The following is a 13204-nucleotide window of genomic DNA, read 5'->3' as shown; positions in this document are numbered from 1 at the left end:
TTATGACCTGCAGGTTGTCTCCAGATCGTTATGGCGCTGAAAGGCCCATTTCCGGGGAGGTCAAAAACCGGGCAATCCGGTTAAATTGACGCCATTTTGCCGTGGGAAGGTTCTCAGGCGCCGGTCGATCAGGTGGAGCCGTCATCCTGTCGCGCGTCATCGCGACGTGCCAGAAGGCGGTCGATGGCTTCCATCGATGACTCGTAGTCGGCGAGAACCGATGTCGAGAATGCGGGTGCCTCTGGCCTCGGGGATTGTACTGATGCTCGTTGCATGGTTCGCATTTCCAGCAGGTGCGAACCCGAGATCGTCGTCCGGCTGATCGCGCCCAAGGCTTCCCAACTTTCGATCATTCCCGCGACGCCGAGGCGCGACGCGCCAAGTATCGTCTCGATCTGCCGTGAACGTAGCGGTCCGAAGCCGGCCAGCAATTCCATCAGCAAGGGTGCTCTCGAATTGCCGCGACGGCCCGGTGCCGGAGCATGGGCGAAGCGGGCGAGAGCATCGGCGTTCTGCATCATCGTCAGCATCGGGCCGACCGCGCTCTGCATAGCGTCGGCGAAGATGAGCCGCCGCTGCAGGACGTCCGCTTCACTTATGGCGTTGGCTCGGGCGAGGCCGGAAAGGGGGAGGGCAGTGCGCAAGTTCCGCTGCTCGAACAGGCGCCGCGAGAAGACCAGGTCGATCGCCCAGAGTGGCGCCTTGAGGGAGGGGGGCTCGATCTTGAATTGCCGCAGTGGCGTGGCAAGGCGAGAAGGTGCTCGCTCCGGCGGCGCGAAGTCGATGTTGCCGGCAATCGCGGCATGCAACGCTGCCATGTCGGCAAGGGGGGAGGTCTTCGCTGTCGGCAGGGTGCCGATCACCAGGCGCGCGGCTTCGAAAATGCGATTGGCTTCCGCGTTCGCGTTCTCGTCGTGGCCCTCCAGTGGCGCGAGCAGGGCGGTCTTCAGCTGGCCTGCTGCGGCGGCGAGCGCCGTATCGCCCCAGTTGGCAAGCTCGGTCAGGATCGCGTTGCACAAGGCGCGGGCGGGGCGGGCGCTTCTCGGGCTGTCTTCGGAGAGCGTGGTCAGCCCTGCGAACCAGGCGTGAAAGCGCATTTCCGTAAAGGCATGCCCCTCCTGCCGAAGCGCCGCGATCAGCGTGTGGCGCAAGGCCTGCCCGGCAAAGACCCGCAGGGTTGCTTCAGGGCAATACGACAAGGCGCCGCACATATGGCCGAACGCCATGAGAGCGTCAGCTTCAAGGGGGGCTGCCGGGGCATCCTCAGGAGCGGAATTCATGCTTGAACTACTCGATAAAATCGCGGTTTTTACGCGAATTTTCGAGCATATAGGTAGCTAAATATGATTAGCTATGCAATCGCTCGGATGCATAACCCGTTCAGCCCCAGTGCGCGTTCAACTTGCGCCAGGTATCCGCCTCCGTGGCAGCGAGATCCTCGAACGTCGATGGTGCCTGCGCCGGCCATGCGTTGCGGGGCCAATGGAGGTGCGGGTCCGGGTGGATCGTCGTGGCCGGCTGGATCTGGGCGAGGAAATTGGCGGATGGCGCTCCGCGCCACGCTTCCATTGCGGCGATGTCGATCGTGGCGAGGGTGATCTCGGGCGCACCCTCGACAGGCTCGGCGATGGAGGCGCCCTTGTAATCGAAGATGATCGACGGGGGTGTGTCGGCCGGTCCGGCGATGTTGGCGGTGGCAAGATAGACCATGTTCTCGAAGGCGCGCACGGATCGAACGTGGAGTGCGCCCGGTCGCTGCAGATAGTCGAGGTGCGGCGCCGCTGCTATGGGGTTGAGTACCACTTGGGTGCCTTTGAGTGCCAGTGAACGGCACACTTCCGGCCAGTGCAATTCGGCCCCGATCACCGCGCCGAGACGGCCGATCGGTGTGTCGATCACGGGGTGGAATGCGTCCTTGCCGAAGACTTCCACGAACCGCTCGTACACATCGATCGGGCTGGTGCGCAGCGATAGCGAATAGCCCTTGCGGTGGACGAGGGCGATGCCGTCGTCAGGACCGACGATGACGCAGGAAAGGAAGTGGCGACCCGGAAAGGCGTCGTGGCGTTCGGGCACCTGGACGGCGATCCATGCGCCGGTGCGGCGGGAGGCTTCGGCGATGCGCTCGATCTCGCGGCCGGGGAGCGCGAAGGCGGCGTCGTGCCAGGCCTCGGGGGAAACCATGGCATAGCCGGTGAGGCCGAACTGCGGGAACACGACCAGCCGTGCCCCGTGATCGCCGACCGCCCGCTCGGTCAGGGCGATGGTCTGCGCGATGTTGTGGTCGATCGCGGCGCGGTCCACGGCGCCATTCGCGAACACGCACTGCGGCGCCGAGGCGCACGTGGCGAGGACATAAGGCGGGGGCGGGGCGTGGCGCATCTTGATCTCCCTCTGTCGGTTTGGAGTGTTCGATAGCGCGATTCTCCGCCGCTCATTCTTGGGGGAGGCGCCGTTTACCCACCTGCCGGAGACATTGGCTCGCGTAGTGTGGCGCCATGCGGTGCGGGTATGGCTCATTGCAATCTACTGATTGGAGCCGCGCCGCGCTCCCCGTCATCATCGGCGTTTCAGCACAGGGGATCATGGATGAGCGTCAGGGATCGGGCCGAAAGCAGTTCCGAAAAGGGCAGCCGCCGGGTGGGCAGGATCGTCGGCGGCGTGGTGGCGGCAGTGGCGCTCGTCGCGGCGGGTACGCTGGGCACTATGCGGCTTGGCTGGTGGAACCCCAGCTATGAGGCTGTCGCGGCCGAGCAGGCGACCGGGCCGTCGAAGTTCGAGATGGTCGGCGACGTCAAGCTGCATGTCCGCGACGAAGGGCAGGGGCCGGTCATCCTGATGCTGCACAGTTCCATGTCGAACCTGCGGATCTGGGACGGCTGGGCCGACCAGCTCAAGGGCTCCTACCGCGTCATCCGTTTCGACTGGCCGCCTTATGGGCTCTCCGTCGATCCGCGTGCCTCGCAGGGGATGCCGAGCGTCGTGGAACTGATCGAGCGTTTCGTGAAGCAGAAGGGCCTTGGCAAGTTCGTCATCGTCGCCAGCTCCAGCGGGGCGACGATCGCGACGATGTACACGGCGCGCCATCCCGAGCAGGTCCGCGCGCTGGCGGTATCCACCCTGCCGCTCAAGGCGCCCCCTCCGACCGAGACTTCGGCTCTCGTATCATCGGTCCTGTGGGTGCACACGAACCTCGTGCCCAACTACATGCCCGAGTTCTTCTACCGCCATTCGCTGGCCGAACTCTACGGGCGTCCGGAGCGGCTGAAGCCCGAGACGGTCCATTGGTACTACATGACCAACAACATCCCCGGCGGTTTCGCGCGGGTGAAGACCTATTACGAGGCGAACACCAAGGCGGTGTGGAAGTCCGGTGCGGGCGATGCGGCGGCGGCCGTGAAGGTGCCGGTGCTGCTGCAGTGGGGCGACCGAGACATCGTCATCCCCAAGGACCGGGCCGACGACGCGCGGGTGATGTTCGCCAATGCGCCGATGAAGATCATCCACTATCCCGACGTCGGCCACTACCCGATGATCGAACTGCCCGAGCAGACCGGGCGCGACCTCAAGGCATGGATCGACGCACTTCCGGCGACACCCGCCACAGGGAAATAAGCGCGGAGGATTGTCCGCAGAGCGGGGAGGAAGCGTTAAATTCTGGACCCGGGGGCAGCTCCGGGTTCCCCTTCCTCTTTCCGTCATAAGGCTTGAGGTGGGATCATGGATCTTCGTCAGTTGCGGCACTTCATTGCGGTTGCGGAGCTGGGCAATTTTTCCCGGGCGGCAGAGCGGGTCTTCCTGACGCAGCCCGCGCTTACCCGCAGCATCAAGACCCTCGAGGACGAGATCGATGCGCGGCTGTTCGACCGCCGTTCCAGCGGGGTGGAACTGACGGCGGCGGGCACCGCGCTGCTCGAGCATGCGCGGCTCATGGTCAACGAGCAGGAGCGGGCGCAGCAGCGCATCGCCCTTGCCAAGCGCGGGCTGGGCGAGGAACTGGTGGCCGCGATCTGCCCCTTGCAGGCACAGATGGGTTTGCGCGCCGTCGTGGCGGAATTCACGCGCGAGCATCCCGACGTATCGCTGCGGATCGTCGAGGGGCATGTTGACGAGACCGTTCCCGCCCTGATGGACCGCAAGGTCGATCTCGTCTTCACCACCGTTCCGGCGACTACGATGCAGGAGAAGTTGGCCTATGAGCGGATCCGCAGTTCGTCCTGCTCGATCTACGCCGCGCCCGGGCACCCGCTTGCGCACCGTAGCGGTATCACGCCCGCCGAGCTGACACGCTGGGCATGGGCGATGCTGGACCAGAAGCACTGGCTGGCAGCCACTCGCAACTACTTCGCGGTCGGCAACGCCGGGATGCCGGCCGCCGGGGTCAGGACCAGCTCGGTTTCGTTCATGAAGTCGCTGGTACTGGAGGAAGGCATGCTGGGCATGTTGCCCGATGCGCTGATGGAGGGCACCGGCGCGGTCGCGCTGAATGTCGAGCGGATGCCGCGCCCTCTGCGCGCGGGACTGCTGTTCCGGGCGGATGCCGAGATCAAGCGTTCGGCGGAACTCTTCGCCGAAAAGCTGCGCGCCCATGTCGGGCGACCGGACGTGGAGGAAAGCCGGGCGATCCCGCATGTTCCGGTTGCGGTTCTGGTGGAAAAGCGTCCTCACGCGAATTGATCGAAAACACTTCGTCATTGCGAGCGAAGCGAAGCAACCCAGGGCAGTTTAACGCCGCCCTGGGTTGCTTCGCTTCGCTCGCAATGACGAGGTTGGAGTAGGGAAAAGCCCCGACTTTAACCGCCGGGGCTGCAATTTCCTTCAGGTCGGTTCGCCCGTGGGATCGACCGCAGGGTCAAGCGCGGGTGCTGCCGTCGTTTCCGCCAGCGCCAGTTCCCCGGCGTCGAGGCGGTAGAAGCACATCGTGATGAAGGCACCGGCCATCGCCAGCGCCGGGATCACGGACTCGCACATCATGATCGCCCATTCGGCGTCGGCACCCTGCGCGCCCGAGCCACCGCTGGCCGAGGACACGTAGCCCATCGCCGACAGGAATGCGCCCAGCGCGGCCAGCGAGGCGGCGGAGGAAAGCTTGTCCAGCAGCGTGGTGATGCCCGCGAACGCGCCCTCCCGACGCTCGCCGCTGCGGACGAAGTCATAGCGTACCGCGTCGGAAAGTAGGGCATAGGCGCACAGGATCATGCCGCCGCCCGCGAAGCCGCCGACGAGGGCACGGGCGCCGATGCCGAGGGTGCTCTCGCCCGGCCCGGCAAGCAGCCACGTCAGGTGGTTGGCGCCGTAGACGGCAAGCGCGATCATGTAGCACGCCTTGCGCCCGAGATGGCGCGACCCGAACACCCAGGCCGGCATCGACAGCACCATCGCGACCGTCGAAAGCATGAAATAGGTGCCCAGCGTGGCATCGCCGACCTTCAGCACGACGCGGGTGAAGTAGGCGAGGGTGGCCGACCCGATCACGGTGCCGAATAGCAGGAAGACATGCGCGATCGCGAGGATCTGGAACGGCTTGTTGGCCCAGACCACCACCAGTTGCCGCCACAGTTCGAAGCGGCCGCGCGGCTTGCGGGCGGCCTCGGCACTCGGCGCCGTGCGGGGGGCGTCGCGTAGCAGGCGCACGGCGGCGGTGGTCGCGACGAAGACGATCGCGCCGACCAGCACCGCGAGGATGAGGTGGCTCTGGCGGCCCGGCCCGATCATGCCCAGCAGCCATGTCGGCAGCGTCGATCCGAGCAGGGTGCCGACCGCGTTGCCGTAAGTGCGCCATGCCATGAGCCGGGCGCGCTCGTCGGGGTCGGTGGAACTTTCGACGACCATGGCGAAGCCGGGGATCGTCATCAGGGTATAGCCGGATGCGTGGATGATCAGCGCCAGCGTCACGAAAGCCTCGGTCAGCAGCACCGATCCCACGTCGGGCGCGCCGAACAGCATGACGACGCCCAGCGGCATCGCCAGTCCGCCCGCGAAGAGGAATGGCAGGCGGCGGCCCCACTTGGACTGGAAGCGATCGCTCCACGCGCCGACGGTGGGGTCGAGAAAGCCGTCGTAGATTTTCACGAGGGCGAAGATGAGCCCCGCGGTCCCGGCGGAGATCGCCAGACTGTCCGTCATGAACCGCAGGCCGAGGACGGTCACGACGTTCTGTCCCGCCGCATGGGCGAGGGGGATCAGCAGCGACCCTATCCTGATCGACCATGCTCTGGAACTTGCGGCGCCTGCATGGGCCGCCCTACCTGATCCTGTTGCCACGCGGTTCTCCGTACTCGTGCTTGAAAAGCAGAACACGGGGGCTCGGGGCGATGGCCTAATGCCGTTTGGTGATATGGCCGCAGGGTGGATTTGCCGCCCCTTCGCCGTCATCCCCGCCTGCGCGGGGATGACAACGTGTTCTCGTTCTAGAATTCGCTCAACAGACGGCCCAGGCCCCGCAGCTTGTCCGAAATCCCGCAGGCGCGCAGGGCGTGCCAGTAGGTCGCGGTGTTGATGGCGATCACCGGCTTGCCGAGCGTCACTTCGTACTCGGCGGCGAGATCGACCATGGAGAGGTTGGTGCCCACCTGCACGATGGCATCGACGTCGTCTCCGTCGAGCTGCGCGATGACTTCGCGCAGCGTTTCGGGCGTGACTTTGGCAATGTCGGTCCAGCGGCGGCATTGCAGCGCCCGGTCTCGCCTGACGGCAAAGCCGGATTCTTCAAGGAAACGGCGGACCTCGGCGTTCGCCACCGGGTAGTAGGGCGAGACGAAGCTCACCGCCTTCGCGCCCACGGCGGTCAGGGCGGCGGCGACGGCCTCCGCCCCGGTGGTTGCGCCCACCCCGGCTTCCGCCTCGATCCGGGCCTTGAAGCGGCGAGAGCCGTCCACGCCTCCGTAGAAGGTCACCGCCGACATGCCGAGCACCAGATAGTCCGGGCGGCAGGTCATCACCGAGCGCACGGCGTCCAGCGTGTTCTCGGCAATGGCGGTGGTTCCGGCGATGAAGTCCTCGTTCGAGAGCGCCACCGGGTCCTCGACGTGTATGCGTGAGAGATGGTTGGTGACGCCGGGCGGGCGCATGCGCTCCATGTCGGGTTGCACGACGGTGTTGGTCGAGGGTGCGATCACCCCCAGCAGCTTGCGCCAGCCCAGAACGTCAGTCACGAGCGCTGGCCTCAGCGCCGCATCAGGCGGATGGGGAGGGCGTCGGTGACCCCGGCGTCGAGCCGCGCGAGGGCCTTGGCATTCGCCTTGCCGCTGGCGAAGGCGTCGAGGAACAGCCCCGCCACTGCATTCGCGTGGCTGAGGCCGTCAAGCTGCATCGGTCCGGGCTGGCTGAAATTGCAGATGGCGCCGCCGAAATAGTGATTCACGCCCTCCAGCACGAGGCCGTAGCGGTGCCCGCCCGGCTTGGCGGCGTCGAACGCGGCGAGGTGCGCGCGCCATCCTTCCGCATCGCTCGGCGTCATGCCGGGTAGCAGGTCGATGGTGCCGGTCTGGATCAGCGCGGGCACGGCGAGGGCGCCGTACCCTTCCGCCGTCATCATCACCGGGATCGTCGGCGGAGGCGAGAACGCCACCACGCTCGTCGCGAGCCTCGGCATGAGCGGGCCTTCCATCCCTTCGGGTATGACGCCCGCCGCGCCGCCGAGAACGGTGGCGATCAGGCCGCCGTAGCTGTGCCCCATGGCGATGAACGGCGTGTCGCCGATATGCGCGATGAGGGTGCGCATGTCCTCGATGCGGCAGCGCCAGCTGGCAAGGCCCTTGTACTCGGCCGTGTGCGGGTGCTGCGCGGAATCGACGTGGAGCGGCGCGAGCACGCGGTAGCCCGAGGCCAGCAGCGGCTGGAGGATGCGATCGTAGAACCACGGCGCGGACAGGGCGCCGTGCGAGAACAGGATCGTCCCGCGCTTGCCGCTAGTGCCCGCCCACTCGCTGACCGAGATGGTGCGTCCGCCCGGACCGGCAAGGTCGAAAGTGCGGCGTTCCGGCATCGGTGCCGCGACGACGCTGCGCGATGCACCGCCCGCACAGGCGGCGGTGGCGCCGAGCAGGGCGCTTGCAAGAAGGGTACGGCGGGAAAGGGAGGTCGACATGCGCATCGTTCCGGTAGGTCAGAGATCGGAATGACCTCGATCATGCGGGCATGCAATGCGCTTGGCGTGCCGGACACAACCGTCCGAGGAAGGCATGTCCGCTCTGTGGAGTTGATCGCTGCAAGATTGCTTCTGCAGGGGGCATGAGTCCGCCGCATCATCCTATGCGTTCTTCGCCGCAAACGCGCCGATTGCGGGGATTCTAACCGTCATGCGGAGATATGCGTCCGGCTGCTGAGGCCATGCATGGAGGCGCACATAGGCTTTGCGCAGATTCCAGGGGAACGCGCATGCCGATAGAAATCAACGGTCTCATCAATCACAACATGGCCTCCGAACTGTCGCCGGTGCCGGTGTCGCACTACGACATCGACGCCATCGTGAAGCTGGCCAAAGTGCAGGAGGCGGCGGGCTACGACCGCGTGCTGATCGCCAATGCCGCGACGATGCCGGACAACTTCACCACCGCCGCCTATGTCGGCGCCGTCACCGAACGTCTGGGCGTCATGCTGGCCCATCGCCCTGGCTTCATCGCGCCGACCATGGCCGCGCGGATGCTGGCGACGCTCGACCGGCTCCTCGGCGGGCGGCTGGGCGTCCACGTCATCACCGGTGCCAGCGACATCGAGATGCAGTGCGACGGGGACTTCCACACCAAGGAGGAACGCTACGACCGCAGCCTCGAATATATCGACATCCTGCGCCGCATCTGGGCGAGCGAGACCCCGGTGGACCACGACGGCAAGTGGTATCGTTTCAACGGCGGCTATGCCGAGATCAAGCCGCTGAACGGCACGATTCCGGTGTTCTTCGGCGGCATGTCGCCGATGGCGATCGCCACCGGCGCGGCCTGCGCCGACGTCTTCGCCACGCTCAGCGATACCGTGGCGGGCATGACCGAGGTGGTGCAGAAAGTCACCGCCGCTGCGCAGCCGCTGGGCCGCAAGCCCGACTTCCTCGTTTCGCTGCGCCTCGTCGTGGGGGAAAGTGAAGACAAGGCGTGGGCGCAGGCGGCGGACCTCAAGAGCCGCATCGCCGCGCTCGAGAGCAAGGCGGAGAAGAACAAGGTCGCCGCCAGCGCCGCCGGATTCGCGCGCACGGCCGAACTCGCCGGCAAGGGCGAACGGCTGGAGAAGTGCTTCTGGAACGGCATCAACGAAATCCGCGGCGCGCACAGCAACAGCGGCACCCTTGTCGGCGATCCCGACCAGCTCGTCGACGCGATCATGGATTACTGGGACGCGGGCGTGCACAAGTTCATCCTGCGCGGCTACGACCCGATCGGGGACGCGGAGATCATCGGTCGCGACATCATTCCCGCCCTGCGCCGCAAGGTGGCCGAGCGGGAAGCCGCGATGGAGGTGCGGTGATGGCCTTCGAAGTCGTCGGCCTCCACTTCTTCGCGGATTCGTCCGAGGCCCATCCGGTGCGCGGGGTCTACGACCCGCAGTTTCTGCGCGATTATGCCGTCGCGCACGAGGAGGCGGGCTTCGACCGCGTCCTTGTCGGGCAGACGGCGACGTGGCCCGATCCGCTCTCGACCGCCGCGCACATCGCGGCGGTGACGAAGACGCTGAAATTCATGGTCGCACATCGCCCCGGCTTCATCGCGCCGACCATGGCCGCGCGCATGTTCGCGACGCTCGACCGGGCGAGTGGCGGGCGTGCGGGCGTCCACATCATCACCGGCGCCAGCGACGTCGAGACTCAGGCGGACGGCGACTACCTGACCAAGGAGCAACGCTACCACCGCAGCCGCGAATACGTGGAGATCCTGCGCCGCATGTGGTCGAGCGAGGTTCCCTTCGATCACGCGGGCGAGTGGTATCGCTTCAACGGCGCCTTCGCGCTGGTGAAGCCGGTGCAGGAGCAGATCCCGGTGTTCTGGGCAGGGAACTCCGATGCGGCGGTGCAGATGGGCGCGCAAGTCTGCGACGTCTATGCGATCGGCCCGGCGACGCTTGCCGATACCCGGGCGACGATCGCGCGCTTCAAGCAGGAAGCGGCGCTGCACGGACGCAATCCAGACGTGTCGATGTCGATGCGGGTCATCGTCGCCGATACCGAGGACGCGGCATGGGAGAAGGCGGAGCGCTTGCTCGGCACGGTCATGGATCATCTGGCGAGCGGCAGGCAGATCGGCCGCGACAAGGGCGACAACGATCCCGGCACCCTGGCGTTGAAGCGGCAGGCGGCGATGGGTGATCGGCTGGACGAACGCCTGTGGACCGGCATGACCCGCGCCACCGAGGGACGGCTCCATGCAACCGCGCTGGTCGGCACGCCGGACCAGGTCGCGGCGGCGCTGGAGCAGTATCACGCCATCGGCGTCAACCGGTTCCTGCTGAACGGCTTCTACACGATCGAGGACGTGCGCCTGTTCGGCGAGGGGCTGGTCCCGGTCCTGCGCAAGCGCATCGGCGCAGCGGGTTGAGGTGTGGGCTGGCGCTGCGCTGCCGGCCCATGCCCATCACTATTCGTCAAGATAAAGTTTTATTTATACCTGATAAGATTTGAATAATACTCGCCTAGCGGACATTAAATCACAAATTGTTGTCGAGAAATCGACATGACTTAGCTTGGAGTTCTCTCAGGCGCATATCGATAAAATCAAACACATCAAGGGGAAGTTGGTAATGATGAGGACTCTTTCATCTTCTGTTGGTATTGCAGTAATCGCCATGATGTTCTGCAGTACGTCGGCACTGGCGCAAGTCGCCGCCGATGAAGACGTCTCTTCCAATGCGATCATCGTGACGGCCAAGAGCCGCAAGGAAACGCTGCAGGAAGTTCCGCTCGCCATTACCGCCCTCACCAGCGACGATCTTGCCAGCGCGCAGATCCGCGACGTGCGCGATCTTCAGAAGGTGACGCCGAACCTCAGTCTTTTCGCGGGCTCGGGTCGCAACGATCCTTCCGCCTATTCGCTGCGCGGTCTTGCGCCCAATACTTCGGACGAACGCTATCAGGGCATCTCGGTGTTCATCGACGGCGTCGCGCTGTCGGGCCAGCTCGCCTCGCTCGACCTTGAGAACCTGCAGCGCGTCGAAGTCATCAAGGGGCCGCAGAGCGCCAACTTCGGCCGCGCCACGTACAGCGGCGCGATCAACTACGTCACCGTCGATCCTTCGGGCGACGAGGTCACCGGCTTCGTCAAGGCGCGCGGCAGCCTGATGAATTCCGCGCCGGAGGCCAGCTACTACTTCGGCGGCACGGTCACCGCGCCGTTGGTGAAGGACGCACTCTGGGCCTCGGTCGCGGGTTCGGTGTTCCAGAACGGCGCCATCGCCAAGTCGCGCGACGGCGGGGCGCCGATCGGACGCGAGCGCACGCAGGCGGTGTCCGGCACGCTCTACTTCAAGCCCGACGACACGTTCTCGATCAAGCTGCGCGGGATGTACCAGCATGATCGGGACTCGGTGGCCGCACAAGTCGTCGAGCAGCCGCGCGAATGGGTGCAGTCGGGCATCGCCACCGCACCCTTCGCACGCGGCAGCGGGTCGATCTTCCCCAAGTACCTGCCCGATCCCGACATCGACAACATCGGCACCAGCGGCGCGGACGGCTATGCGCGCGACCGCTACTTCGCCAGCGCCGTCGTCACCAAGATGTTCGGCGACTACGAACTGAGCTATCGCGGCGGCTACGTGAATGAATCGCGCACCGCCGACGCGCCGAACGCCCCGCGCGCCAGCGGCGTGGGCCAGGACAAGGTCTTCGGCGAGGCGCTTGCCAACAACGAAGTGACCCTGCGCGCCGCCTCGCTCGGCACCTTCCCGTCCTACGAGAAGTTCACCAATACCAGCCACCAGCTGATGCTGCTTTCGCCCGGCGACAAGCCGCTGCGCTGGCGCGTGGGCGCCTACTACTTCTGGGAGCGCGACGACACCGGCTTCACGTCCTTCGCCACCACGGCCAACCCGGCGGGCCGCACCCGCGACGACCGGCTGGAGAACCGCGCGATCTTCGGCGGTCTCGACTGGGACTTTACCCAGCAGCTGACGCTCAGCCTCGAAGGCCGCTATGCGCGTGAGCGGATCTTCGCGCCGAGCTGCCCGACTTGCGCCTTCTATCCGACCACGAGCGACTATTCGCAGGTGTCGAAGGACTTCTCGCCCCGCGTGACCGTCAGCTACAAGGCGACGCCGCAGAACATGCTTTATGCGCTGTTCTCCAAGGGCGTGAAGAGTGCGCGCGCCGGTTACGTGACGGTGGGCGGTGTCACCCAGCCGGTCTATGCCGACCCGGAAAAGCTCTACAACTACGAGATCGGCAGCAAGAACAGCTTCTTCGGCGGCGCGCTGACGCTGAACCTTGCGGCTTTCTATGACGAGGTGAAGGACCAGCAGCTGGTCAGCACGCTGGAGCGCACCGTATCCGGCCAGACCGTAACCGTTTCGGCGGTGGGCAACGTCGGTTCCTCGCGCATCGTCGGCTTCGAGGCAGAGAGCAACTGGCGCGTGACCCCGCAGCTGACGCTGCGCGGCTCGGTCGGCTATGCCAAGCAGGAGTTCACCAATCCGGACCCGATCCTGATCAGCTCCGGCTCGACGGCGGGCTTCCCGGTGACGACGAACGGTTCGGTGGTGCTCGACGGGCTGACCCAGGCCAACGTGCCTTACTGGAACGGCTTCGTCGGCGGCGAGTACCAGCTTCCCGAAGTCGGCGGCTTCCTGCCCTCGCTGCGCGTCGACGGCAGCTATCGCGGGAGCTACTTCGCCACGTTGTCGAACACCGTGAAGGTGCGTTCGGCCTGGACGGTCGACGCGCGGCTCAACCTGACCAGCGACATGGTTGATCTGGCGCTGTTCGGGCGCAACATCCTCAACAACCAGCGCGCGACCGGTTCGGGCCTCGCGGGTGCGACCGCGAGCTGCATGTTCATCGAGCGCGACACCGCGACGTATGGCACGAACCAGCAGTGCCTCTACGCCTCGGCGCCGCGTCCGCCGGAATTCGGCATGGAAGCAACGCTGCGCTTCTGATCTGATCCTGGAGGGGAGGGAAAGGCCGAGCGAGCAATCGCCCGGCCTTTTTCGTGCCGAATCCCAGGGTGGGAGCACAAAGTCCGCAGCAGTGCCACGCCGTCACCCTGAACTTGTTTCAGGGTCCATC

10 protein-coding genes are annotated in these 13204 nt (G+C 65.7%); 5 read left to right on the top strand and 5 right to left on the bottom strand.

Translation table 11 applies throughout. The annotated features are described in order from the left end of the window. Window positions 1-128: 128 nt before the first annotated feature. Window positions 129-1151 (bottom strand): hypothetical protein, encoded by a 1023-nt coding sequence (locus PKE80_RS20440; RefSeq protein WP_271184112.1) that lies wholly within the window; start codon window positions 1149-1151, stop codon window positions 129-131. Window positions 1152-1380: 229 nt separating this feature from the next. Then, window positions 1381-2382: a nitrilase-related carbon-nitrogen hydrolase gene (locus PKE80_RS20435; RefSeq protein ID WP_271184111.1), complete on the bottom strand. Its 1002-nt coding sequence runs from the start codon at window positions 2380-2382 to the stop codon at window positions 1381-1383. A 207-nt stretch (window positions 2383-2589) separates the two neighbouring features. Here PKE80_RS20435 and PKE80_RS20430 point away from each other — a divergent pair, with 207 nt between their 5' ends. Together PKE80_RS20430 and PKE80_RS20425 are read left to right on the top strand one after the other, a co-directional pair. Further along, on the top strand, window positions 2590-3615 hold the full coding sequence (locus tag PKE80_RS20430; RefSeq protein WP_271184110.1) for an alpha/beta fold hydrolase: 1026 nt from the start codon (window positions 2590-2592) through the stop codon (window positions 3613-3615). 105 nt (window positions 3616-3720) lie between these two features. Further along, window positions 3721-4677, top strand: coding sequence for a LysR family transcriptional regulator (locus PKE80_RS20425; RefSeq protein WP_051586947.1), 957 nt, complete (start codon window positions 3721-3723; stop codon window positions 4675-4677). A gap of 141 nt (window positions 4678-4818) precedes the next feature. Here PKE80_RS20425 and PKE80_RS20420 read toward each other — a convergent pair whose 3' ends face one another. From PKE80_RS20420 to PKE80_RS20410, 3 genes are all read right to left on the bottom strand, one after another. After that, complete coding sequence (locus PKE80_RS20420) at window positions 4819-6264, bottom strand: MFS transporter (RefSeq protein WP_271184109.1); 1446 nt, start codon at window positions 6262-6264, stop codon at window positions 4819-4821. A 146-nt stretch (window positions 6265-6410) separates the two neighbouring features. Continuing rightward, window positions 6411-7154 (bottom strand): maleate cis-trans isomerase family protein, encoded by a 744-nt coding sequence (locus PKE80_RS20415; protein WP_271184108.1) that lies wholly within the window; start codon window positions 7152-7154, stop codon window positions 6411-6413. Between the two features lie 11 nt (window positions 7155-7165). After that, the gene (locus PKE80_RS20410; RefSeq protein WP_271184107.1) at window positions 7166-8089 is read right to left on the bottom strand and encodes an alpha/beta fold hydrolase; all 924 of its coding nucleotides are present in this window, start codon (window positions 8087-8089) and stop codon (window positions 7166-7168) included. Window positions 8090-8379: 290 nt separating this feature from the next. Here PKE80_RS20410 and PKE80_RS20405 point away from each other — a divergent pair, with 290 nt between their 5' ends. The 3 genes from PKE80_RS20405 (at window position 8380) to PKE80_RS20395 (ending at window position 13074) form a co-directional block, all read left to right on the top strand. After that, window positions 8380-9459: an LLM class flavin-dependent oxidoreductase gene (locus PKE80_RS20405; protein ID WP_008832654.1), complete on the top strand. Its 1080-nt coding sequence runs from the start codon at window positions 8380-8382 to the stop codon at window positions 9457-9459. Further along, on the top strand, window positions 9459-10523 hold the full coding sequence (locus PKE80_RS20400; protein WP_271184106.1) for an LLM class flavin-dependent oxidoreductase: 1065 nt from the start codon (window positions 9459-9461) through the stop codon (window positions 10521-10523). The genes PKE80_RS20405 and PKE80_RS20400 overlap by 1 nt, the downstream gene beginning before the upstream one ends. A gap of 250 nt (window positions 10524-10773) precedes the next feature. After that, window positions 10774-13074, top strand: a complete 2301-nt coding sequence (locus PKE80_RS20395; RefSeq protein WP_271184105.1) for a TonB-dependent receptor — start codon at window positions 10774-10776, stop codon at window positions 13072-13074. Window positions 13075-13204: the final 130 nt, after the last annotated feature.

Origin of the sequence: Novosphingobium resinovorum, from assembly GCF_027922145.1 — a bacterium.
GTDB classification, from domain to species: Bacteria; Pseudomonadota; Alphaproteobacteria; order Sphingomonadales; family Sphingomonadaceae; genus Novosphingobium; species Novosphingobium resinovorum.
This window is presented reverse-complemented; position numbering and strand designations above follow the sequence as displayed.

Excerpts from the sequence above, each read along its gene's own strand:
- PKE80_RS20435 (WP_271184111.1), bottom strand. The coding sequence starts at position 2,382 with ATGCGCCACGCCCCGCCCCCGCCTTATGTCCTCGCCACGTGCGCCTCG.
- PKE80_RS20430 (WP_271184110.1), top strand. The coding sequence starts at position 2,590 with ATGAGCGTCAGGGATCGGGCCGAAAGCAGTTCCGAAAAGGGCAGCCGC.
- PKE80_RS20425 (WP_051586947.1), top strand. The coding sequence starts at position 3,721 with ATGGATCTTCGTCAGTTGCGGCACTTCATTGCGGTTGCGGAGCTGGGC.
- PKE80_RS20410 (WP_271184107.1), bottom strand. The coding sequence starts at position 8,089 with ATGTCGACCTCCCTTTCCCGCCGTACCCTTCTTGCAAGCGCCCTGCTC.
- PKE80_RS20405 (WP_008832654.1), top strand. The coding sequence starts at position 8,380 with ATGCCGATAGAAATCAACGGTCTCATCAATCACAACATGGCCTCCGAA.
- PKE80_RS20400 (WP_271184106.1), top strand. The coding sequence starts at position 9,459 with ATGGCCTTCGAAGTCGTCGGCCTCCACTTCTTCGCGGATTCGTCCGAG.
- PKE80_RS20395 (WP_271184105.1), top strand. The coding sequence starts at position 10,774 with ATGTTCTGCAGTACGTCGGCACTGGCGCAAGTCGCCGCCGATGAAGAC.